We start from the raw sequence: 23,063 nt of genomic DNA on the forward strand, positions 1-23,063 counted from the left end.
TCACGGGGCAGGTCAGGCAACTGCCTGCATCTGGGTGGTCATGGCGATTTCGGCACGGCGGCGTTTCTCCGCCCGGGCCATCAGATACCAGCTACCGAAGGTGAACAGGGATACCGACAGCAGGATCAGGCTCGCGATGGCGTTGATCTCGGGCTTCACGCCGAGGCGCACCGCCGAGAACACTTCCATCGGCAAGGTGGTCGAACCCGGGCCGGAGACGAAGCTCGCCAGCACCAGATCATCCAGCGACAGGGCGAACGACATCATGCCACCCGCCGCCAGCGACGGGGCGATCATCGGGATGGTGATCAGGAAGAACACCTTCCAGGGCTTGGCACCCAGGTCCATGGCCGCCTCCTCGATGGAGAGATCCAGCTCCCGCAGCCGCGCCGACACCACGATCGCCACATAGGCGGTACAGAAGGTGGTATGTGCTATCCAGATGGTCAGCATGCCCCGCTCCGCGGGCCAACCCACCAGCTGGGCCATGGCCACGAACAGCAGCAGCAGGGAGAGACCGGTGATCACCTCGGGCATCACCAGCGGCGCCGTCACCATGCCGCCGAACAGGGTCCGGCCACGGAAGTGAGGGATCCTAGTCAGCACGAAGGCCGCCACTGTCCCCAGCGCCACCGCCGCGATGGCGGTGTAGAAGGCGATCTCCAGGGAGCGGAACACGGACCCGATCAACTGTTTGTTGTCGAGCAGGCCGAAGTACCACTTGAGCGACCAGCCCCCCCACACCGTCACCAGCTTGGAGGCGTTGAAGGAGTAGATGACCATGATGATCATGGGCAGGTAGATGAACAGCAGCCCCAGCCACAGCATCAGCTTGGCAAAACCGAAACGTCTCATGCCTTGCCCTCCAGCTCTTTGGCCTGGTTGCGGTTGAACAGGATGATGGGAATGATCAGCACCGCCAGCATCACCACCGCCAGGGCGGAGGCCACCGGCCAGTCACGGTTGTTGAAGAACTCCTGCCACAACACCTTGCCGATCATCAGGGTCTCCGGGCCACCCAGCATCTCGGGGATGACGAACTCGCCCACCACCGGGATGAAGACCAGCATGCAACCGGCGATGATGCCGTTCTTGGAGAGTGGCACCGTGATCTGCCAGAACCGGGTCAGGTTGCGGGCACCCAGATCGGAGGCCGCCTCCAGCAGGCTCTGGTCGTGCTTGACCAGGTTGGCATAGAGCGGCAGCACCATGAACGGCAGGTAGGAATAAACGATGCCGATATAGACCGCCAGGTTGGTATTGAGGATCTGCAGCGGTTCGTCGATCACCCCGATGCCCAGCAGGACGCTGTTGAGCAGGCCGTTGTTGCTGAGGATCCCCATCCAGGCGTAGACCCGGATCAGGATCGCCGTCCAGGTCGGCATCATGATGAGCAGCAGCAGAACGGTCTGGGTCTCCTTGTTGGCCCGCGAAATGGCGTAAGCCATGGGATAACCGATCAACAGGCAGAGCAGGGTGCTGACCAGGGCTATCTTGAGGGACCCCAGATAAGCCGCGATGTAGAGCTCATCCTCCTGCAGCAGCAGGTAGTTGCCCAGGTTGAGCAGTATGGTGAGCTGATTGTCTGCCCAGCTCACCACGTCCGTGTAGGGCGGGATGGCCACGTCCGCTTCGGCGAAGCTGATCTTCACGACGATGATGAAGGGCAGCAGGAAGAAGAGGAACAGCCAGAAGAAGGGGATGCCGATGACCAGCTGCCGCCCTCCCACCTGTTTGAGTCGTCTCAATGCCTTCATGATTGCAGCACCACGCCGCTGTCATCTTCCCAGTAGAGGAACACCTGGTCATCCCAGGTCGGCCGTTTGCCGTGGCGTTCGGCATTGGCGATGAAAGCCTGAACGATTTTGCCCGAGGGCAACTGGATGTGATACACGGAATGGCCGCCCAGATAGGCGATGTCATAAACCTCGCCCTTGGTCCAGTTGAAGTCCGGATGCTCGATCTCTTCCGGCTTTTGCAGGCTCATCAGCAGTTTTTCCGGACGCAGGGCATAGGTGACCTTCTTGTTCTCCGCCCGGGAGCTGATGCCGTGACCCACATAGATGGGCTGCTCCAGATCCGCACAGGCGATGATGGCGTGGTCCTGCTCATCCTCCACCAGCAGGCCGTCAAACAGGTTGACGTTGCCGATGAACTCGCACACCAGCCGGCTGGCCGGGGTTTCGTAGATGTCCATCGGGCTGCCGATCTGCTCGATGCAACCCAGGTGCATGATGGCGATCCGCTCGGCCATGGTCATGGCTTCTTCCTGATCGTGGGTCACCATGACGCAGGTCACGCCGACCCGCTCGATGATCTCGACCAGCTCGAGCTGCATGGTGGAGCGCAGCTTCTTGTCCAGCGCTCCCATGGGCTCATCCAGCAGCAGCAGCTTGGGACGCTTGGCCAGGGAACGAGCCAGGGCCACCCGCTGACGCTGACCACCGGAGAGCTGGTGCGGCTTGCGGCGGGCGTACTGGGTCATCTGCACCAGCTTGAGCATCTCTTCCACCCGGGCATCGATCTCCGCCTTGGGCAGGCCATCCTGCTTGAGGCCGAAGGCGATGTTCTGGGCCACCGTCATGTGGGGGAACAGGGCGTAGGACTGGAACATCATGTTGATGGGGCGTTCATAGGGCGGCATGTCGGTAATGTCGACGCCGTCGAGGAACAGCCGTCCTTCCGTGGGTCGCTCGAACCCGGCCAGCATCCGCAACAAGGTGGACTTGCCGGAGCCGGACCCACCCAGCAGGGCGAAGATCTCGCCCTTGTGGATGTTGAGAGACACGTTGTCGACCGCCAGCGTTTCGTCGAACTGCTTGCTTACCCTGTCTATTTTGACCAGCACTTCTTTACGCTGCTGGCTGCCCTCGAGGGCTTTCTTGTAGGCACTGGAGGCTATCGCCATTACCAAACTCCCAAAGGTGATTCCGGCCTGGGCCGATCCATCAATACAATCTGGCGCCCCGGGATGGGCGCCAAGGTTAGGTTCCGGATTTGATCTTGGTCCAACTCCGGGTGATCAGGCGCTGCACCGAACGGGGATGTGCTTCCTGCACATACAGACGCTCAAGCACCGCCTGGGGGGGATAGACAGACTCGTCCTCGCGCACGGCCTTGTCCATGAACTCTCCCGCCTTGATGTTCGGGTTCGCGTAACCCACATAGTCGCTCACCTTGGCGATGACCTGCGGTTCGAGAATGTAGTTGATCAAGGCGTGAGCCTCTTTCACGTTGGTGGCATCGGCCGGGATCGCCATCATGTCGAACCAGAGATTGCCACCCTCCTTGGGGATGCTGTAGGCAATATTGATCCCCTTGCCCGCCTCCTCGGCCCGGGACGCCGCCTGCAGGATGTCGCCGGAGAAACCCGCCGCCACGCAGATGTTGCCGTTGGCGAGGTCACCGATGTACTTGGAGGAGTGGAAGTAGGCCACGTAGGGGCGCACCTTGAGCAGCTGCTCTTCGGCCCGCTTGATGTCCGCCGGCTCATGGCTGTTGGGGTTGAGCCCCAGGTAGTTGAGGGCAGCCGGGATCATCTCGTCCGCCGAATCGAGGAAGGCCACGCCGCACTGGGAGAGCTTCTTCATGTTTTCTGGCTCGAAGATGGTCGCCCAGGAGTCAATCTTGTCGACACCCAGTACTTCCTTGATCTTGTCGACGTTGTAACCGATGCCGTTGGTGCCCCAGAGGTAGGGCACGGCGTACTGATGGCCCGGATCCACCTTCTCGAGCTGCTTGAGCAGCATGGGGTCCAGGTTGCTCAGGTTTGGCAGCAGGGTGAGGTCCAGCTTCTGGAAGGCCCCCGCCTTGATCTGCTTGGCCAGGAAATTGTTGGAGGGCACGACCAGATCGTAGCCGGTGCGTCCGGTCAGCAGCTTGCCTTCCAGCGTCTCGTTGGAGTCAAACACGTCGTAGACGGTCTTGATCCCGGTCTTCTGCTGAAAGTCACTGAGGGTGGTCTCGCCGATATAATCGGACCAGTTGTAAAAATGAACCACAGGGGCTGCCTGGGTCAGATTTGCAAACCCCAGGGTCAGGGCCAGCGTTGCCATCTTGGTCATGTGCACTTATCAGTCCTCATTTGTGTGATTTTGCCAGTCGCGCATCCATACGCGCCGTCCAACCTGTCGGGTGGTCACCACCCTCCCGGCCGAACTGCGGACCGGGAGGGGTACTCGTCACTCTTACTTGCCTGACTTGATCTTGGTCCAGCTGCGGGTCATCAGACGCTGCACCTTGGCCGGCAGATCCGGGAAGGTGTAGATCTTCTTGAGGGTATCCGGCGTCGGGTAGATACCCGGGTCGGTACGGATCGCCTCGTCCACCAGCGGCGTGGCCGCCTTGTTGCCGTTCGGGAACTGCACCACGTTGGTGATGTTCGCGATCACGTCCGGCTTCATCAGGTAATTGATGAATGTGTGGGCCGCCTCGACGTTCTTGGCATCCGCCGGGATGGCGATCATGTCGAAGAAGCTGCCTGCCCCCTCTTTCGGAATGGTGTAAGTCAGGCTGACACCGTTCTTGGCCTCGGCGGCACGCGCCTTGGACTGCTGCAGGTCACCGGAGTAACCGACCGCCACGCACAGGTTGCCGTTGGCCAGATCCGAAATGTACTTGGAGGAGTGGAAATAAGCGGTATAGGGACGGATGGAGAGGAACAGCTCCTCTGCCTTCTTCAGCTCATCCGGCTTCTGGCTGTCCGGCTTGAAGCCCAGGTATTGCAGGGCGGCCGGCAGCATTTCGGTCGGCGAGTCGAGGAAGGAGACACCGCACTCCTTCAGCTTGGCCATGTTCTCCGGCTTGAACACCAGATCCCAGGAGTCCACCGGGGCATCGGCCCCCAGCACGGCCTTCACCTTCTCGGCGTTGTAGGCATAGCCGATGGTGCCCCACAGGTAAGGGATGGAGTATTGGTTGCCCGGATCGCTCGGTTCGAGCGCCTTGAGCAGGTCGACGTCCAGGTTCTGCCAGTTGGAGAGTTTGGACTTGTCCAGCTTCTGGAAGACACCTGCCTTGATCTGCTTGGCCAGGAAGGGGTTGGACGGTACGACGATGTCATAGCCCGACTTGCCTGCCAGCAACTTGGCTTCCAGCACTTCGTTGCTGTCGAACACGTCGTAGACCACCTTGATACCCGTCTCCTTCTGGAAGTTTTCCAGCGTATCCGGCGCGATATAGTCGCTCCAGTTGTAGACGTGCAGCACCTTCTCGTCGGCCATCGCCCCGGTACTCATCATGACCAGCGCCACGGAAGCAGCCATCATTCCCTTTTTAAAAGACATAGTCCTTGTCTCCTAAGCAAATTGTATGCGTAAGCCAACCTGCCCGGTTCCCGCCTATTCCCGCAGCTTTGCAGCCGTCAGGTCCAGACTGAGCCTGGCCAGTTTGACCAATTCATCCACCTGTTCCTCGGTGATCACCAAGGGGGGCGATATGATCATGGTATCGCCGACAGCCCTCATCACCAAGCCATTGTTAAAACAGAACTCCCGACAGGTCATCCCGGCATGGAGCTCGGCCGGGAAGCGACGTTTCGTCTGCTTGTCCTGCACTATTTCCAGCGCGGCGACCAGGCCTTTTCCACGGGTTTCCCCCACCAGCGGATGGTCCGCCAGCTCAGCCCAGCGGCGCTGCAAATAGGGGCCGATACTATCATGAACTCGCTTAACTATGCTCTCCCTTTGCATAAGCTGGATGTTGGCAATGGCCACGGCGCAGGCGACCGGATGGCCGGAATAGGTGAAGCCATGGTTGAACTCCCCCCCCTCTTCCACCAGCACCCTGGCGACCCTGTCCCCCACCATCACGGCGCCCATCGGCAGATAGCCGGAGGTAATGCCCTTGGCCAGGCACATGAGGTCGGGTTTGATGCCAAAACCTTCACTGGCAAACCAGTGGCCGGTGCGGCCAAAGCCGCATATCACCTCGTCGGCGATAAGCAGGATGCCGTACTGGTCGCAGATACGCTGGATCTCGGGCCAGTAGCTCTCGGGGGGAATGATGACCCCCCCCGCACCCTGGATAGGTTCGCCGATGAAGGCGGCCACCTTGTCCACCCCCAGTGCCAGGATCTTCTCTTCCAGCTGGCGGGCACGGGCCAGACCGAACTCGTGGGCGCTCATGCCCTCTCCCTCACCGAAGTGATAGGGCTGGTCGATGTGTACTATGCCCGGAATGGGCAAGCCGCCCTGGGCGTGCATCCCCTTCATGCCGCCCAGACTGGCCCCCGCCACGGTGGAGCCGTGATAGGCATTGTGGCGGCTGATGATCACCTGCTTGTCAGGTTGTCCCTTGCTGGCCCAGTAGTGGCGCACCATGCGCAGCACGGTGTCGTTGCACTCGGAACCCGAACCGGTGAAGAAGACGTGGTTGAGGTGGGAAGGGGTGATCTCGGCCAGCAGGGTGGCCAGCTCGGCAGCAGGGGGGTGGCTGGTCTGGAAGAAGAGGTTGTAGTAGGGCAGCTGCTGCATCTGGCGAGTGGCGGCATCCACCAGCTCCTGACGGCCGTAGCCCATGTTGACGCACCACAGACCCGCCATCCCGTCCAGAATGCGCTTGCCTTCGGAGTCTTCCAGATAGACGCCTTCGGCCTTGGTGATGATGCGACTGCCCTTCTTGTTCAGGGCCTGAAAATCGGTAAACGGATGCAGATGATGGCTGGCTTCCAGTTGCTGCCACTCACGGGTGGTGTGCTGCATTGCTTGCTCCTCGGTTCCTTCGATTCGGCGAATCTTGTCGCCATTCATGAGGGCACGGATGGCCTGCCCGGTCACTGCCATTCACGGGGCTGGCACTCTCTTGCCTGCTCGATGCCTTTCCATGGGGCGAACATCGTCGCCAGTTGATTGCAGGTGACCCCCTCTCCATTGCGGGAGCGGGCCTCACCTTTACTCGGTGCCTTCCGGGTCGCGGGCACCGCCGCGAGACGGGCCTTCGGCCCCTTGCTTGCGATATGACGGGGAGAGGCCTCGCCTCCCCCGGGGACAGATCAGACGTTCAGCAGCAGGAATTCCCGTTCCCAGCGGCTGATCACGCCGAAATAGGTCTCGTACTCCTTGCGTTTGACGGCCACGAAGGCGCGGATGAAGCGCTCCCCCAGCATGTCCTTGATGGGTTCACACTGCTCCAGGTGGCTCAGCGATTCCTCCAGCGAGCGGGGCAGGCTGTAGGGCAGGTCATAGGCACTCGCCTTCATCTCCTGCATGGGTTCGAGCTTCTCCAGCATGCCGAGGTAGCCGCAGGCCAGGGTGGCGGCCAGGGCCAGATACGGGTTGGCATCGGCCCCGGCGAAGCGGTTCTCGACCCGGCGTGCACTCGGTTCGGAGAAGGGGACCCGCAGGCCGCAGGTGCGGTTTTCCACACCCCACTGCACGTTGCGCGGCGCACTCTCGCCAAAGGTGAGGCGGCGGTAGGAGTTGACGTTCGGCGCCAGCAGGGCGGTCACTGCCGGGGTGTATTTCTGCAGGCCGGCGATGAAGTGCATGAACAGATTAGAGTTGCCCCCTTCGCTGGTACCAAACAGGTTGTTGCCATCCATGTCTTCCAGGCTCTGGTGGATGTGCATGGCGGAACCCGGTTCGTTGCTCATGGGTTTGGCCATGAAGGTGGCATAGATGCCGTGGCGATGGGCGGCCTCGCGCATGGTGCGCTTGAACAGAAACACCTGGTCGGCGAGATCGATGGCATCCCCGTGCAGGAAGTTGATCTCCATCTGGGCGGCACCGGATTCGTGGATCAGGGTGTCCACCTCCAGCTCCTGGGCCTCGCAGTAGTCGTACATGTCCTCGAAGATGGGGTCGAATTCGTTCACCGCATCGATGCTGAACGACTGGCGGGCCGTTTCCGGGCGGCCGTTGCGGCCCACCGGCGGTACCAGCGGATAGTCGGGATCTTCGTTGCGGGTCACCAGGTAGAACTCCAGCTCCGGCGCCACCACCGGCTTCCAGCCCTGCTTCTCGTAGAATGACAGAACCCGGCGCAGCACGGAGCGGGGAGCTATGTCGATGAGCTTGCCGTTGACGTCAAAGCAGTCGTGGATCACCTGGGCGGTGGGCTCCAGCGCCCAGGGTACGAAACGAATGGTGTTGGGATCGGGATAGAGCTGCATGTCCCGCTCCAGCGGGTCTATCATGCTGTCGTCATCCGGGTACTCGCCGGTCACCGTCTGGGTGAAGATGACCTCGGGCAGCCGCATGCCCCCTTCGCGCAGAAACTTGTTGGCTGGAATGATCTTGCCTCGGGCATTGCCGGTGAAATCCGGAAACAGGCACTCCACTTCCGTGATGCGATTGCTCTCCATCCAGCCCTTGATACTGTCCATGTTAAACCCCGACTTTACGGTTGCCATTGTCAAGGGTGTCTAATATAAGGAACACCCTTGTTAAGAAAATGTAATCGACCACACCATAAAAGCCCGTGATAAAGGCCTTTGTCAAGCAGCGGTGTTTAAAAAACTATAAACAACGGCCTGTATAATGACCAGCGCGGCACCAAATACTAAACACTTTGTGTCACGATCAGCCCACTGCAAACTCGATGCCAACGGCGGCGGGATCTCGTTCGATACTCAGTCAGACCCTGTCGGAGAAGGCCCATTTCTTTGCAAGGGCGCACACTCCTTATCCAATTTCCTTTGCATGTCTGCATTTTTTTGGTACAAGGCCCGCCCTGATTTGCACTCTCCTGCATGGATTTGGTGCAAAACGGGATACAAGGGCTTGGTCTGACGACAGACAGCCCCCATCAATGGGTAACATTGGGAAACTGACTGGTAGCAAACCGTATGTGTGATTTCATGACAGAAGACCAACTGACCTTCTACAAAGGCCAGATCGAGCGACAAATCCTTGAGCTCGAAGAACGTCTCAACTCCCAGGCCAGCCAGGCTATCGCCACCGATACCAACGAGATGGCGGATGAAATTGACCGTGCCAGTGTCGAGGAGGCCCGTCGCCTGGAGCTGAACCGCATCGAGCACGACAAGTTGCACCTGCGCAAGCTGAAAGGGGCGTTGAAGCGGATCAATGAAGGGGATTTCGGCTATTGCGAATCCTGTGGCGACGAGATCTCTCTCAAGCGGCTGCAGGCCCGTCCCGAGTCCCGCTTCTGTGTTGAATGCCAGAGCACCAAGGAATTCAACGACACTCATGTGTTCCGTCGCGTCGCCTGATGCGGCGAACAAGCCCGGCCTCGGTACGAGCCGGGCACAGGGCAGGTCATGCCCGAAGATGACGCGGCCGGGTGATCCCCGGCCCCTTTCACAGCAAGAGCGTGACAACTTCTGTTAGACTCCGGGCAAGTCCCGGATCCTACAGGAGATCAAAGCGTGAAATGGCTCATCAGGCTGTGCTTGTGCCTGCCATTGCTGGCACAAGCACAGACGCTCACCGTCAAGGTCCCCAGCCGACCGATCAACGATCTCGACAACGAATACCAGCTCAAGCTGCTGGAACTGGCGCTCAACCACGCCGGGCAGCCCTACAAGCTGGAGCGGGTCGACCTCAATCTCAACCAGTACAGCCTCCAGCAGGCGCTTGCCAAGGGCAAGGTCATCAATGTGTTCTGGATGGGTACCTCCAGCGCGCTGGAATCCTCCCTCACCGCAGTACCAATCCCGCTGTTTCGTGGCCTGGAAGGGCTGCGCCTCTCCTTCATCCACGCTGATGCCCAGGAGCGGTTCAACCAGATCAACACCCTGGCAGACCTCAAGAAACTGAAAGCCGCACAGGGGGTGGGCTGGGCCGACAACAAGATCCTGGAACTGGCAGGCATTCCCACCTATGCCGGGCGCTACAGCAACCTGTTTCGCCTGATGAATGACGGCGACAAGCTGGATTTCTTCCCCCGTGGTCTGGTGGAAATCTTCGCCGAACGCAGCGAGCTGGCGGCACAATATCCCAACCTGGTGATCGATCAGCACCTGCTGATCCGCTACCCCTTCGCCGAGTTCTTCTTCGTCAGCCCGGAGTCGCCGAAGCTGGCCAAGGCGATCCAGACCGGCCTCGAGCGTGCCTATGCCGACGGCAGCTTCATGGCGTTCTTTCGGGAGAACCCCAAGATCCGCGAGGCCCTGGCCAGCGCCAATCTGGAGCAGAGAGTCACCATCGCCCTGCCCAATCCCGACATGACCCCCTTGCTCAAAAGCATTCCGGCCCAATATTGGGAATATCCACCGTCGCAGGAGTAAACGGATACGATATCCGGCGTTGAGAATATCCACCACTGCGAGCATGAGCAGACACGGTCTCCGACGTTGGGAATATCCACCGCTGCGAGCATGAGCAGACACGGTCTCCGACGTTGGGAATATCCACCGCTGCGAGCGTGAACGGACAGGGTCTCCGGCGTTGGGAATATCCGCCGCCGGGAGCGTGATCAGCCGCGGGTCATCCCATCCGGTGGGCGCAGCCCGCCGCAGACGCACAGGAACGCGAGGTCGCCCGGCCTCAATACGCGCACCAGGGAGGTGCCATGAAACGACTGGATGACTGGTTTCGCGACTACGGCCAGAGCCATCAACACCCCGTCAATGTGGCCATCCACAAGGTGGCGGTGCCAGGCATCTACCTCTGCATCCTGGCACTGCTCTGGTGCCTGCCCGCCGGTCCCCTGCCAGCGTCCTTCAACTGGGCGGGGCTGGTGGCCATCCCGGTGCTGGTCTTCTACCTGCGGCTGTCGTTGACGATCTTTACGGGGATGACGGCCCTGACCGCCCTGGGACTGGCCTTCTGCCACGTCTGGCAGGGGCCGCTGCTGTGGCCTGCCCTCATCGGGTTCGTGCTGTTCTGGATAGCCCAGTTCGTCGGTCACCATATCGAAGGGAAACGCCCCTCCTTTCTCACCGACCTGCAATTTCTGCTGGTAGGCCCCGCCTGGGTGCTGGCCAGCCTCTATCGTCGTTTGGGCATCCCTTTCTGAGGGAGGCCAACAGGAGAGACCATGAGACATCTTCAGACCCTTGCTCGCACCCTGCCCCTGCTGCTGGGGGCACTGATGGCCGGCCCGGTGCTGGCCGACAAGGCCGATCCCGTCGGCGAGGTGAGCACCGCTTTCAAGCTGCTCGGCCCCAACCACAAGATCCTGGTGGAGGCGTTCGACGACCCTAAAATCGCCGGTGTCGCCTGCTATCTGGCCCGCCCCAAGACCGGCGGCGTCAAGGGTGGACTCGGGCTGGCGGAAGATCCCTCCCACGCCTCCCTCTCCTGCCACCAGATCGGCCCCATCACCCTGCCCGCCAAGCTGAAGGCGGGGGAAGAGGTGTTCGACGTCAGCACCTCGCTGGTGTTCAAGGAGCAGAAGGTGGTGCGTTTTTACGACGAGAAGCGCAATGCCCTTGTCTATCTGACTTACAGCACCAAGTTGGTGGATGGTTCGTACAAGAGTGCAGTGAGTGCCGTCCCCATCATGCCCTGGGGTTGAAACAGCACCACTTATCCCGTGATGACGGTCACTATTTGTTGTAATTTAACCACATCATTATCTACGGAGAGCGCACCATGAGAGTCGCCGTTTTCAGTACCAAGAGCTACGACAAGGAACATTTCCACCAGGCCAACGCCCAGTACGGTTTCGATCTGGAGTTCTTCGACGTGCGGCTGGAGGCCAAGACGGCCCGTCTCGCCCACGGCTTCCCCGTGGTCTGCCTGTTCGTCAACGATGATGCCGACCGCGAAGTGCTGACCGAGCTGGCGCAGTACGGCACCAGGGTCATCGCCCTGCGCTGCGCCGGTTACAACAACGTGGATCTGGCCGCCGCCAAGGAGCTGGGACTCAAGGTGGTGCGGGTGCCTGCCTACTCCCCCGAGGCCGTTGCCGAACATGCGGTGGGCCTGATGATGACCCTCAACCGCCGCATCCATAAGGCTTATCAGCGCACCCGGGACGCCAACTTCTCCCTGGAGGGGCTGGTCGGCTTCAACATGCATGGCCGCACCGCCGGCATCATAGGCACCGGCAAGATCGGCATCGCCACCTTGCGCATCCTCAAGGGGTTCGGCATGCGCCTGCTGGTGAGCGATCCCTATCCGAACCAGGCGGCCATCGATCTGGGCGCCGAGTACGTGGATCTCGACACCCTATTCCGTCAGTCCGATGTCATCAGCCTGCACTGCCCCCTGTTCAAGGAGAACTATCACCTGCTGAACAAGGAGGCCTTCGCCAAGATGAAGGACGGGGTGATGATCATCAACACCAGCCGGGGCGGCCTGCTCGACTCCAACGCCGCCATCGAGGCCCTCAAGACTGCCCGCATCGGCGCCCTGGGGCTGGACGTCTACGAGGAGGAGGAAGACCTCTTCTTCGAGGACAAGTCCAACGAGGTGATCACCGACGACGTCTTCCGCCGCCTGTCTGCCTGCCACAACGTGCTGTTCACCGGTCACCAGGCCTTCCTGACCCGGGAGGCGCTGCACGCCATCGCCGACACCACCCTCAGCAACATCCAGGCCATCGAGAGCCAGGGCCGCTCTGACAACGAAGTGGAGTGATCCCTGAGGCGTTGTCGCCACGCCATTGATCCCGCCGCCGGGTTGTGAGACCCGGCGGCATCGGGTAGGCTACCAGCCCTTTTTTGTACAGGAGTCTGGCCAGCATGTTCATCGGATTTGATTACGGTACCTCCAACTGTGCCGTCGCCGTGATGGAACAGGGCAGCCCCAGGCTGCTGACCCTCTCCGGTTCCCATTACCTTCCCTCCACCCTGCACGCCCCCCACCGGGACGCCATCGCCGGCCTCCTGGCCGAAGGCCTGGCCCCCGTCCAGCAGAGCGAATACCTCAAGCTGCGCGGTCCCGTGGTGACCCGGGCCCAGGCGGTGCGCCGCCAGATGCGCGAAGAGGGACTCATCGACGAGCTGAGCTTCGGCGGTGCGGCGCTGGCGCGCTATCTGGAAGAGCCGGACGAGGGCTACTACATCAAGTCCCCCAAATCCTTTCTCGGGGCCTATGGCCTCAAGGCTCCCCAGATCGCCCTGTTCGAGGACATCGTCTGCGCCATGATGCTGCACGTGCGCCGGGAGGCGGAGCAGCAGACGGGCAGCACCATCCGCCAGGCGGTGATCGGCCGACCGGTCAACTTCCAGGGACTGACGGGGGAAGAGAGCAACCGCCAGGCCATCGCCATCCTGAGGGAGGCGGCACGCCTCGCCGGGTTCGAGCGGGTGGAGTTCCTCTATGAGCCGGTGGCCGCCGGCTTCGAGTTCGAAGCGCGCCTCACCGAGGATGCGGTGGTGCTGGTGGTGGACATCGGGGGCGGGACCACCGACTGCTCCGTACTGCGCATGGGCCCGAGCCACCGTGACCAGCTGGATCGCAGCGGCGATCTGCTCGGTCACAGCGGCCAGCGCATCGGGGGCAACGACTTCGACATCCGCCTGACCGTGGAGGGCATGATGCCGCTGCTCGGCATGCACGAGACCCTCAAGACCGGCAAGCCACTGCCCCATCCCCTGTTCTGGGACGCCGCCGCCATCAATGACGTCAGTGCCCAGAGCCGTTTCTACAGCCTGGATACCGCCCGCCAGTTGCAGGATCTCCAGCTCGACAGCCAGCCAGGCAGCAAGCTCCCGCGCCTTGCCAGCCTGCGGGCCCACAAGCTGAGCCATCAACTGGTGTGGCGCGCCGAGCAGGGCAAGATCGCCCTCTCCGACCACGAGCACAATCACCAGACCCTGAACGAGCTGGAAAAAGGGCTGGAGGCGGCACTCACCCGCCCCCAGCTGGCCAGTGCTTCCGCCCCCTTGCTGGAGAAGATTGGCGAGCTGATGGACGAGGCTATCCTGGCGGCAGGCGTGCAGCCTGACCGGGTCTTCGTCACCGGCGGCAGTGCCCGCTCCCCCCTCATCAAGGCCTTCATCCAGCAGAAACTGCCCAAGGTACCGCTGGAGGGGGGTGATGACTTCGGTTCGGTGGCCTCGGGCCTCGCCCGCTATGCCGAGCGCCTGTTTGCGGACTGAGACGGCCAGGGGAGCCATGGGCAACCGGTAGACAGGTTCGCTCGGGGCGGGTGTTGCCATTTGCCGACACCCCCTCTTCCCCCGGGGCGACAGAAGCGGTCGGGCTCCTCCCCCCTCGCCCTGCCGCCCGGGCCCGGGGACGGGTATGCTTGTCATACCCACCACCGGAGCCCCTTCAATGCCCAGATACCTGCTACTGCTGCTCGCCCTGCTTCTGCTCAGCGCCTGCAGCAGTGCTCCCCGCTTTGCCTCGCAAGATCTGCAACACCATCACTGGGTGCTCGATCGGCTGGATGGCCAGGCCATCGCCAGCCGCCGCAGCAATCCCCCCGACATCGAGATCGGTGAACACTTCACCGTCAACGGCATCGCCGGTTGCAACCGCTACTTCGGCCAGGGTCACCTCAAGGGGAACAAGCTCTGGGTCACCAGCCTCGGCAGCACCGCCATGGCCTGCCCCCCCGAACTCGATCTGATAGAGCAGGCCGTGCTCGCCACCCTGACGGAGGGGGCCACACTGAGCGGCTCCACCCAGACCCTGATCCTCCAGGGAAAACGGCACCGTTTGGAATACAGACTGCAAGACTGGGTGTACTAGGGCTCACAAAACCGCTCGCCAGCAGGAACAACTGGCCAGGCTGTGGCACAATATGAGGCATTGTTAGCAATGGAGGCTGCCTCAGCCATGTCGATGGATCGCCTGTTTGGCAAGATCAAGCAACTGCCCACAATTCCGAAACTGCTGCACGAGCTGATGCAGAGTTTCAACGACGAGAATGCCCGCATCGACGAGATCGCGGCCAAGATCGCCATGGACCAGGTGATCAGCGTCAAGGTACTGCGGATGGCCAACTCCGCCGCCCTGCGCCGTGGCAATGAAATCACCTCCATCGAACAGGCGGTGATCCGCCTCGGTTTCAACCGCCTGCGCTCCGTGGTGGTCGCCTCCGGCATCATCAGCAGCTTCAAGGCCCCCCCCGGCTTTGACAAGCTCCACTTCTGGACCCAGACCTTCCAGGTCGCCACCATTGCCCGCACCCTGGCACAGCAGACCACCTCGGTGGATCCCGAGACCGCCTTCACCTGCGCCCTCATTCACAACATCGGCGAGCTGCTGATCCAGAGCACCCTGCCGGAAGAGGCGGGGCTCATCAATCTGGCCATCGAGAAAGGCAGCAGCCGGGTCGATGCCCAGCGGGAGATGCTGGGTTACGACTATGCCCAGCTCGGCGCAGAGCTGGCGCGGCGCTGGAACCTGTCGCCCGCCTTCGTGGATGCCATCGCCCAGCAGCTCGACCCCCTCTCCCACGATCCGGTCAGCAAGGAGGCCGTGCTCATCCGGCTCGCCGTCTTCGTCTCCTTCGCCTGGCAGGCCGGCGTACCGGCCCAGGCCATCATCGCCCGTTTCCCCAGAACCCTGGCTGACCAGCTGGGGCTGGATCCCGCCAGCCTGGCGGATCAGCTGGAGCAGCTGCACGAACAGGGCAACGCCCTGGCCGATTTGCTGACCCAGTAGATGCACAACGGCCGATCAGCAGGAGCCGGATCCCCGTCTCATTCTGGCGGAACAGCTCGAACAGCTGCACGAGCAGGGCAACGTCCTTGCCGATTTGCTGACCCAATAGCGTCACGGCAGACCGCCCAGCCAAGCCGGAAGCACCGTCTCATTCTGGCCGGTCGTCACATACACACGCCCATGGACGGGATAAGATGGCCTGCGCCCATCCCCCACTCCTGAGCCTCTCTGACACAGTAGATACCATGACCCATCCCTTCCTGTTTCACCCCCAGGCGGCACCCTGGTTCAAAGAGAGTGCCGACACCCTGCAGCTCACCCTGTTCAGCGAGCTGGACGTCCCCATCCGCGAGGTGTGGCTGCGCCACGAGCCGGACAACGAGGAGTATCTGGTCGCCATGACGCCGGTCGCCACCCGGGACAGGCTTCAGGTCTGGCAGGTCGAACTGCCGCTGGCCAAGGGGCAGGAGATCCACCTCTACTGCTTCAAGTGCCTCACCGACGAGGAGCAGTGGTGGCTGCACGGGGCAGGCGTCAGCGCCGCCATGCCGCCGCGGGAGCAGCATTTCCGCTTCAACAGCCATCACCAGCCCCCGGCCTGGGTGCAGGATCAGGTGTTCTACCAGATCTTCCCCGACCGCTTCTGCAACGGCGACCCGTCGCTGAGCGTCAAGCATCACGAGTACGAGTACAGGGGCAAGGCGGTCATCAGCAAGGCCTGGGGCGAGCCGGTCAGCCGCCACGAAGAGGGGCACGGCGCCTGTGAATTCTACGGCGGGGATCTGGCGGGCATCGACGCCAAGCTGCACTACCTGCAATCCCTGGGGGTGACGGCGCTCTACCTCAACCCCATCTTCGATTCGCCGAGCAACCACAAGTACGACACCCAGGACTACTTCAAGGTGGATGCGCACCTCGGTACCAATGCCCAGTTTGCCGAGCTGACCCGCAACCTGCACCAGCGCGGCATGAGGATCATCCTGGATGCGGTGGTCAACCACACCTCCACCGAGCACCCCTGGTTCTGCCCGCCGCTGGGCGCCCAGAGCAACCCGGACTCCCCCTGGCGCAGCTTCTACACCTTCGATCAGGAAGGGGATTATGTTAGCTGGAAAGGGATCCGCAGCCTTCCCAAGCTGGATTTCTCAAGTGAACAGGTGCAGGACGCCGTTTATCGGGCAGACAACGCCATTCTGCGCTACTGGATGCGCGCCCCCTACCAGATCGATGGCTGGCGCTTTGACGTCATCCACATGCTGGGGGAGCGGGGCACTGCCGAGGGCAATCGCGGCCATGTGCGCGCCATTCGCGGTGCGGTGAAGCAGGAGAATCCGGACGCCTACGTGCTGGGCGAGCACTTCTTCGAAGCGAGCCAGTGGCTGCAGGGGGATCAGGAGGACGGCGCCATGAACTACTACGGCTTCGCCCACCCCATCCGCGCCTTCCTGGCGGGGCAGGACATCGCCTATCATCCCATCAAGATCAGCGCCACCGAGCTGGATCACTGGCTCAAGCTGGCGCGGGCCCATATTCCGTTCAAGAACCAGCTGGCCCAGTTCAACCTGCTGGACAGCCACGACACCGCCCGCTTCCTGCATCTGCTGGGGGAAGACAAGCAGCGGATGCGACTCGCCGCCACCCTGCTCATCACCTACATCGGCGTGCCCTCCATCTACTACGGCGACGAGGTGGGGCTCTCCGGCGGCAACGACCCGGACTGCCGCCGCTGCTTCCCCTGGGATACCACCGACTGGGATCACGTGCTGCACGACCACTATCGCCGCCTGATCCAGCTGCGCCGCCAGCGCCCGGCCCTGCGTCGGGGAGACATCCAGACCCTCTACGCCGGCCCCCACAGCTATGTGTTCGCCCGTACCCTGCAAAGCGATCAGGTGGTGGTCGCCTGCAACCGCCACCCCACGGAGCCGCGCACCATCAGCCTGCCCCTGTGGCAGACCGCCAGCCCCGCCAGCCGCTTCACCGACGCCTTCAACGGCGACAAGTTCGAGGTGGTGCAGGGGGAGGTGCAGCTCACGATCCCGGCCAACTCCGCCAGGGTACTGCTGTCGAGCTAGGGATAGCGGCAATAGAAAACCGGCGCTCGGGGCGCCGGTTTTTTTATGCCTGCATCCCCCGAAGTGGCGGATGCTGCCTCATCGCTGTTTTTCGATCCGATAGCCCTACGTCACCATGTGTGATGCGACGAATACATCAAACATCATCTCTTCATCAGTAGTTGATGCTGACATAGGGGACTTCGGTCACATCCCACGCCTGCTTGAGGTAGACGGTGAGCACGAAGAAGAAGTTGGCCAGCAGATTGGCGAAGCGATAGAGGATGGGATCGAAGCGCACGCCGCTCTCTTCCAGGCGCACCAGCAGACGCACCACCTTCTTGCTGCCACAGCGGCACAGGTGCAGGGTGGGAATGGGCTGGGGCCCCTGGGGCAGCACGAAGCCGGTCACCCGGCCGCGACTCGCCTCGTTGTAGTGATCGTACCGCCCCTTCAGCCAGTCCAGATCCTCCTCGAAGATGCCGAGCCGTCCCCGCACCGAGCCGTTGAGGTTGTAGATGAGCCGCTGCAGGGTCGCCAGATCCGCCATCACGGGCCGGGTATCCTCATCCGGCATCAGATGAGAGAGCACGCCCCCCACCTGGCAGCAGAGCTCGTCGGTGGCGATCTCGTAGTCGCACTGGAACTGGGTTTCGAAGATGAAGGGGTAGCAGAGCTCGCGCTTGTCTCTTGGCTTCTTGGGGTTCATGGCATCGCCGGGCTGGGGAAAAGGGCAGTGTGCCAGCCCGGGGACGGGCTGGCAAACACCCCGCCCCCGCCAGCATCACGGGGGCGTCGCCAGACTAGCCGGTCGCCATCTGCTGGCCAAGCAGTCGCATGGCTTCCAGCATCCGCTGGTTGAAGCCCATGAAGCCTGCCCCCTGGGTCGCCCCGTCCTGACCCCGCGCCGCCAGCACGGTGGGTGTCAGCGCCTCCTGCTGGGAAGGGGGCAGCAGGGCGTCGGCCTGCTGCTGCAACCGGCTGAGCCTCGGCAGGTAGTCCGCCAGGGGCTTGAGGCTCTCCTGCAGGGAACTGGCCCCCTGGTAGGTCTGACTCAACTTGGCCGATTGCTTGAGCTTGAGGGAGTAGGAGACCAGCTGGCTGTCATCCAGTTGCAGCCCGTTCAGCCCGTCCGCCAGGGTCTTGCCGTCGCCCCCCTTGAAGAACTGCCCGGCCAGCTCGTCCAGCCCCTTGACCAGGGTGCCGATGGCATCCATCTCGGCACTGTCGAGATCCCCCTCCAGGGAGAAGTCGAAGCTCTGGCTCGACTTGAGGCTGAACTGGCTGCCGCCCCCGTCGCTCTGGGACTTGAACTGCCAGCTGTCGCTGAAGCGCAGCATCACCTTGTCCCCGTCCCGGGTCTCGATCTCGAGGAGGGCCTGCTGGCGGCTGGCCATCCTGGCATCCCCCAGATCCGTGGTCGACACCTTGCCGAAGAACTCCTTCTCGAACTCGTCGAGCCCCTTCTGGATCAGCTTGTAGCTCTGATCCATGCCGGTCTTGATGTCCTCGTTGTCCGCCCAGTCACCGAGCTGCTTCCTGGCGTCACCGAAGCCCTTGTCCACCCCCTTGCGGGCCTGCTCCATCATCTTGGTCAGGTCGTCGTCGGACTTGCCGTCGGCACGGGCCGCGCCTATCCGCCCGGTGACGAACTGCAACACGTTGTCCGCCACCGACTGGAAATCGAACAGGGTCTCCGGGGTGATCTCCTGGGGTTCCTTCACCTTGGGTGCCTTGTAGCCCTGGCCGTTGATCTCCAGCGCAAATTGCAGCGCCTGCTGGATCAGCACCTGGGCCCATTTCGGGGGCTTGTTCAGGGAGACCTCATCCCCCTTGTCCGCCGTCTTCGACTCCGTCTGTTGAGGCGATTTGGGAGCAATGCCCACTCCCTTGGGTTGGGCTGCGCCCATGCCATCAATTTGCATCATTACTCTCCCGCCTATAGTGGTGGATCGGTTATCGGCCCGACTGGCCACTTCTTGACCACAAAAAACTTGGACAATCCGCAACGGCCTTTTAAAATCCCCACCCTTTGGTTGGCTGCGGCCTTCCCCCGGTCTTTCCCCGGCTCAGCCCGGTGCATGCGAGGTATCCATGACTCAATCCCAGCCCTCTTCCGCCGACGCCCAGGGCAGACGGACTCCTGCCGACTACCAGGCCCAGCTCGACGAGAAGCGCGATCGCCTCACCCAGCTGTTCGCCCCCTTCAATCCGCCTGCGCTGGAGCTGCACGCCTCTCCCGCCGAGCACTACCGGATGCGCGCCGAGTTCCGCATCTGGCACGAGGGGGACGACCTCTTCCACTGCATGTATGCACCGGCCACCAAGGAGATCATCCGGGTCGACAGCTTCCCCACCGCCAGCCTGCTCATCAACCGGCTGATGCCGGTGCTGCTGGCCGGGCTACGCCCGCACCCCGTGCTGCGCAAGAAGCTGTTCCAGATCGACTATCTCTCCACCCAGTCCGGCCAGATCTGCGTCAGCCTGCTCTACCACCGCAAGCTGGAAGCCGAGTGGCAGCAGGCCGCCGAGGCGCTGCAGGCCGACCTGCGTGCCAAGGGGTTCGAGCTGCAACTGATTGGCCGCGCCCACAAGCAGAAGATCTGCCTGGGGGATGACTTTGTCATCGAACGCCTGACCGTGCAGGGGCGCGAGCTGGTCTACAAGCAGGTGGAAAACAGCTTCACCCAGCCCAACGCCGCCATCAACGAACAGATGCTGGGCTGGGCCCTGGACGTGACCAAGGGGAGCGAGGGGGACCTGCTGGAGCTCTACTGCGGCAACGGCAACTTCTCCATCGCCCTGGCGCAGAACTTTCGCAAGGTGCTGGCCACCGAGATCGCCAAGCCGAGCGTGGACTCCGCCCAATTCAACATCGCCGCCAACGGCGTCGACAACCTGATCATCCTGCGCATGTCAGCGGAGGAGTTCACCATGGCGATGCGCGGCGAGCGGGAGTTCAACCGCCTCAAGGGGGTCGATCTCTCCGCCTACCAGTGCAACACCATCTTCGTCGACCCGCCCCGGGCCGGTCTGGACGACGCCACCGTCAAGCTGGTGCAGGATTACGACAACATCCTCTACATCTCCTGCAACCCAGAGACCCTGCAGGCCAACATGGCGGTGCTCGGCGAAACCCACGAGATCGCCCGCTTCGCCCTGTTCGATCAGTTCCCCTGGACCCACCACATGGAAGCCGGGGTGTACCTGAAGCGCAAGGGCGGCTGATCCGGGCGGTTCCCCGGCTGCCCCATGGCAGCCGGGGCCGCTATGGCCACTGAAGGGCACGGATCCTGCCTCATCGCGCCGCCCCGACCCGCCACGGGACAAGTGGGGGCGGCCCGATGCCAACCGGCTCATCCTGTCCCCCCTTCTCCCCCGGGAGAAGGGGCAAAAACCCCCGCATTGATTAGTTATCCCGGTGCAGAGCGCGGACGCAGCCGTTATGCTGGCGACACGCCCACTCACGCCATGACCGGGGAATCACGCCACCATGCCACGCGTTCTGTTTGTTGAAGACGATCCCGAGATAGGCCAGCTCATCAGCAGCTGGCTCGGTCGCCACGACATCGAGGTGCTGCTGGAGACCCGGGGTGACCGGGCACTCGACAGGGCCCTGGCCGAGCAGCCTGATCTGGTGCTGCTTGACATCATGCTACCGGGGCAGGATGGCCTCTCCCTGTGCCGGGATCTGCGTCCGCGCTTTGCCGGCCCCATCGTCATGCTCACTTCGCTCGACAGCGACATGAACCAGATCCTGAGCCTGGAGCTGGGGGCCAACGACTACATCCTCAAGACCACGCCCCCCCCGGTGCTGCTGGCCCGGCTGCGGGTCCAGTTTCGCCAGCAGGGGCAGAGCCAGCAGGCCGTGGTCCCCGCCGCCCCACCCCAGCGCCTGCAGTTCGGCCGCCTCCAGATAGACGGCCCGGGTCGGGACGTGCGCCTCGATGGGGAGAGCATTCCCCTCTCCACCGCCGATTTCGACCTCCTGTGGGAGCTGGCCTGCCACGCCGGCCAGATCCTGGGGCGGGAGGCGCTGTTTCGCAGCCTGCGGGGGCGCGACTACGACGGCCAGGATCGCAGCATGGACGTGGCCATCTCCCGTCTGCGCCGCCGGCTCGGGGATGACAGCAACAACCCGACCCGCATCAAGACTGTGCGCCAGAAGGGTTATCTACTCGTACCCCAGGCTTGGGAATGAGCTGGTGTCTCACACGCCTGCACACCAGAAGCCAGGGAATGACAGCAACAACTCGATCTGGATCAAGACGGTGCGCCAGAAAGGTTACCTGCTGGTGCCCCAGGCCTGGGAATAAGCCCCACCGAATGACCTTGATGCACTCAGCCTTCTCCCCTTGCGGGAGAAGGGTTGGGGATGAGGGGCAACAAGGCAATGCCCAGACGCAATCCAGGCAAGAGGAGAGCCCCGATGCGACGCCTGTTTATCCAGTTCTATCTGCTGCTGATAGGCTGCTTCGGGAATTCAGATAATAAGTGCGACACTCATGGATGAATGGCGAGAGGTGGCCAACTGCTGATTGGTGGTACCCTTCTGCTCGCCAAAGTAAAAGCAGTATCACCATGAGCTATCAGCAGTTGACCGAGGGGCAACGATACCAGTTATCGGTGCTTCGCGCACAGGGGATGTCCATCCTTGCCACCGCACGCGCCATTGGCGTTCATCGCTCCACCCTCTACCGGGAGCTGCGTCGTAACGCCGGGCCGCAGGGCTACCAGCCAGACAATGCGCATCAGCACGCCACCCACCGACGGGCCAGTGCGGCCAAATCTCGGCTATCTGCCGATGTCATCCAGTTTGTCGAGCTGACACTCGCCTGGTGGTGGAGCCCGGAGCAGATAAGCGCGGTGGGCAAGCAGATAGGCCTCATGGTGAGTCACGAGTGGATATACCGCCATGTGGCCGCCGACAAAGCCCGGGGTGGCCAGTTGTACCGCCATCTGCGCCAGGGCCACAAGCGCTACCGCAAGGGGGCGAGCAGCCTGCGTTCTCCCATCAAGGAAGCCCGCTCTATTGATGAACGGCCGGCTATCGTCGATAGCCGGGAGCGGCTCGGTGATTGGGAGGCGGACACGGTGCTGGGCAAGCAAGGCACAGGTGCACTGGTCACCCTGGTGGAGCGCAAGAGCCGGCTCTATCTGGTCAAGCGGGTCGCGAGCAAACAGGCTGGGGTGGTGCGGGATGCGATAATCGAGATGTTAACGCCCTACATCGAGCAGGTGCATACCATCACCTTTGACAACGGCGGCGAGTTTGCCGAACACAAGGCGATAGAGGAAGCGCTGGGTGCCGAGACTTACTTTGCGCACCCTTACTCTTCGTGGGAGCGCGGTCTGAACGAGAACAGCAATGGGCTGTTGAGGCAGTTTATCCCAAAGGGAACAGACCTGAGAGAGGTCACGGACGAGGATGTCAGGAGAGCGGAGCAGTGGCTCAACCTACGACCTCGGAAATGTCTCGGATTCAGGCAGCCTGTCAAGGTATTCGAAGAGTACCGTCAGGCGGCATAGGCGAGTGTCG

General features: G+C 62.2%; 21 protein-coding genes and 1 pseudogene. 13 read left to right on the top strand and 9 right to left on the bottom strand.

The features are described 5' to 3' along the window. Positions 1-12 precede the first annotated feature (12 nt). From H7R73_RS21790 to H7R73_RS21820, 7 genes are all read right to left on the bottom strand, one after another. The gene (locus tag H7R73_RS21790) at positions 13-855 is read right to left on the bottom strand and encodes an ABC transporter permease subunit (protein ID WP_010676054.1); all 843 of its coding nucleotides are present in this window, start codon (positions 853-855) and stop codon (positions 13-15) included. Continuing rightward, positions 852-1,757 (bottom strand): ABC transporter permease subunit, encoded by a 906-nt coding sequence (locus H7R73_RS21795; RefSeq protein WP_010676055.1) that lies wholly within the window; start codon positions 1,755-1,757, stop codon positions 852-854. The genes H7R73_RS21790 and H7R73_RS21795 overlap by 4 nt, the downstream gene beginning before the upstream one ends. After that, the gene (potA, locus tag H7R73_RS21800) at positions 1,754-2,908 is read right to left on the bottom strand and encodes a polyamine ABC transporter ATP-binding protein (RefSeq protein WP_010676056.1); all 1,155 of its coding nucleotides are present in this window, start codon (positions 2,906-2,908) and stop codon (positions 1,754-1,756) included. Before potA ends, H7R73_RS21795 begins: the two co-directional genes overlap by 4 nt. Before the next feature lie 76 nt (positions 2,909-2,984). Beyond that, positions 2,985-4,064 carry a polyamine ABC transporter substrate-binding protein gene (locus tag H7R73_RS21805; RefSeq protein WP_045522886.1) on the bottom strand — a complete coding sequence of 360 codons (1,080 nt, stop codon included), beginning with the start codon at positions 4,062-4,064 and terminating at the stop codon, positions 2,985-2,987. Positions 4,065-4,187: 123 nt separating this feature from the next. Further along, positions 4,188-5,285 (bottom strand): polyamine ABC transporter substrate-binding protein, encoded by a 1,098-nt coding sequence (locus H7R73_RS21810; protein ID WP_039039663.1) that lies wholly within the window; start codon positions 5,283-5,285, stop codon positions 4,188-4,190. 54 nt (positions 5,286-5,339) lie between these two features. Continuing rightward, entirely contained in the window at positions 5,340-6,701 is a 1,362-nt protein-coding gene (locus H7R73_RS21815) for an aspartate aminotransferase family protein (RefSeq protein WP_010676059.1), read from the bottom strand. A gap of 290 nt (positions 6,702-6,991) precedes the next feature. Further along, a complete protein-coding gene (locus H7R73_RS21820; protein ID WP_103260959.1) occupies positions 6,992-8,323 on the bottom strand; it encodes a glutamine synthetase family protein in 1,332 nt (443 codons plus the stop codon). Positions 8,324-8,785: 462 nt separating this feature from the next. On the opposite strand from H7R73_RS21820, the gene H7R73_RS21825 reads away from it, so the two are divergent. The 9 genes from H7R73_RS21825 to malZ all read left to right on the top strand — a co-directional run bounded on the left by H7R73_RS21825 (position 8,786) and on the right by malZ (position 17,545). Then, entirely contained in the window at positions 8,786-9,172 is a 387-nt protein-coding gene (locus tag H7R73_RS21825) for a TraR/DksA family transcriptional regulator (protein WP_010676061.1), read from the top strand. 156 nt (positions 9,173-9,328) lie between these two features. After that, entirely contained in the window at positions 9,329-10,189 is an 861-nt protein-coding gene (locus H7R73_RS21830) for a hypothetical protein (protein ID WP_010676062.1), read from the top strand. 284 nt (positions 10,190-10,473) lie between these two features. Next, positions 10,474-10,920 (top strand): Mpo1 family 2-hydroxy fatty acid dioxygenase, encoded by a 447-nt coding sequence (locus tag H7R73_RS21835; RefSeq protein ID WP_041214237.1) that lies wholly within the window; start codon positions 10,474-10,476, stop codon positions 10,918-10,920. A gap of 21 nt (positions 10,921-10,941) precedes the next feature. After that, the gene (locus tag H7R73_RS21840) at positions 10,942-11,421 is read left to right on the top strand and encodes a CreA family protein (RefSeq protein ID WP_041214236.1); all 480 of its coding nucleotides are present in this window, start codon (positions 10,942-10,944) and stop codon (positions 11,419-11,421) included. 77 nt (positions 11,422-11,498) lie between these two features. Then, a complete protein-coding gene (locus tag H7R73_RS21845; protein ID WP_042864752.1) occupies positions 11,499-12,488 on the top strand; it encodes a 2-hydroxyacid dehydrogenase in 990 nt (329 codons plus the stop codon). Between the two features lie 104 nt (positions 12,489-12,592). Next, positions 12,593-13,954 carry a molecular chaperone gene (gene yegD, locus H7R73_RS21850; RefSeq protein WP_182951414.1) on the top strand — a complete coding sequence of 454 codons (1,362 nt, stop codon included), beginning with the start codon at positions 12,593-12,595 and terminating at the stop codon, positions 13,952-13,954. A gap of 178 nt (positions 13,955-14,132) precedes the next feature. Then, positions 14,133-14,552 (top strand): META domain-containing protein, encoded by a 420-nt coding sequence (locus H7R73_RS21855; protein ID WP_010676067.1) that lies wholly within the window; start codon positions 14,133-14,135, stop codon positions 14,550-14,552. A 69-nt stretch (positions 14,553-14,621) separates the two neighbouring features. Then, positions 14,622-15,470 carry an HDOD domain-containing protein gene (locus H7R73_RS21860; protein ID WP_039039670.1) on the top strand — a complete coding sequence of 283 codons (849 nt, stop codon included), beginning with the start codon at positions 14,622-14,624 and terminating at the stop codon, positions 15,468-15,470. A gap of 245 nt (positions 15,471-15,715) precedes the next feature. Beyond that, positions 15,716-17,545, top strand: a complete 1,830-nt coding sequence (malZ, locus tag H7R73_RS21865; RefSeq protein ID WP_103261197.1) for a maltodextrin glucosidase — start codon at positions 15,716-15,718, stop codon at positions 17,543-17,545. Positions 17,546-17,699: 154 nt separating this feature from the next. Here the strand turns inward: malZ and H7R73_RS21870 are convergent, their stop codons facing one another. Together H7R73_RS21870 and H7R73_RS21875 are read right to left on the bottom strand one after the other, a co-directional pair. Beyond that, positions 17,700-18,233 carry a cobalamin adenosyltransferase gene (locus tag H7R73_RS21870; RefSeq protein ID WP_052815784.1) on the bottom strand — a complete coding sequence of 178 codons (534 nt, stop codon included), beginning with the start codon at positions 18,231-18,233 and terminating at the stop codon, positions 17,700-17,702. 94 nt (positions 18,234-18,327) lie between these two features. Continuing rightward, a complete protein-coding gene (locus H7R73_RS21875; protein WP_103260960.1) occupies positions 18,328-19,449 on the bottom strand; it encodes a DUF5610 domain-containing protein in 1,122 nt (373 codons plus the stop codon). Between the two features lie 169 nt (positions 19,450-19,618). On the opposite strand from H7R73_RS21875, the gene trmA reads away from it, so the two are divergent. The 4 genes and pseudogenes from trmA (at position 19,619) to H7R73_RS21890 (ending at position 23,053) form a co-directional block, all read left to right on the top strand. Further along, the gene (gene trmA, locus H7R73_RS21880; protein WP_103260961.1) at positions 19,619-20,752 is read left to right on the top strand and encodes a tRNA (uridine(54)-C5)-methyltransferase TrmA; all 1,134 of its coding nucleotides are present in this window, start codon (positions 19,619-19,621) and stop codon (positions 20,750-20,752) included. Between the two features lie 265 nt (positions 20,753-21,017). After that, the gene (gene rstA, locus H7R73_RS21885; protein WP_010676073.1) at positions 21,018-21,725 is read left to right on the top strand and encodes a two-component system response regulator RstA; all 708 of its coding nucleotides are present in this window, start codon (positions 21,018-21,020) and stop codon (positions 21,723-21,725) included. A 25-nt stretch (positions 21,726-21,750) separates the two neighbouring features. Then, positions 21,751-21,840, top strand: a pseudogene (locus tag H7R73_RS24270) (two-component system response regulator RstA); the annotation flags it as partial. A gap of 265 nt (positions 21,841-22,105) precedes the next feature. Continuing rightward, a complete protein-coding gene (locus tag H7R73_RS21890) occupies positions 22,106-23,053 on the top strand; it encodes an IS30-like element ISAs2 family transposase (protein ID WP_019706001.1) in 948 nt (315 codons plus the stop codon). Positions 23,054-23,063 lie beyond the last annotated feature (10 nt).

This window comes from Aeromonas sp. WP2-W18-CRE-05, from assembly GCF_014168615.1.
GTDB lineage: Bacteria > Pseudomonadota > Gammaproteobacteria > Enterobacterales > Aeromonadaceae > Aeromonas > Aeromonas caviae.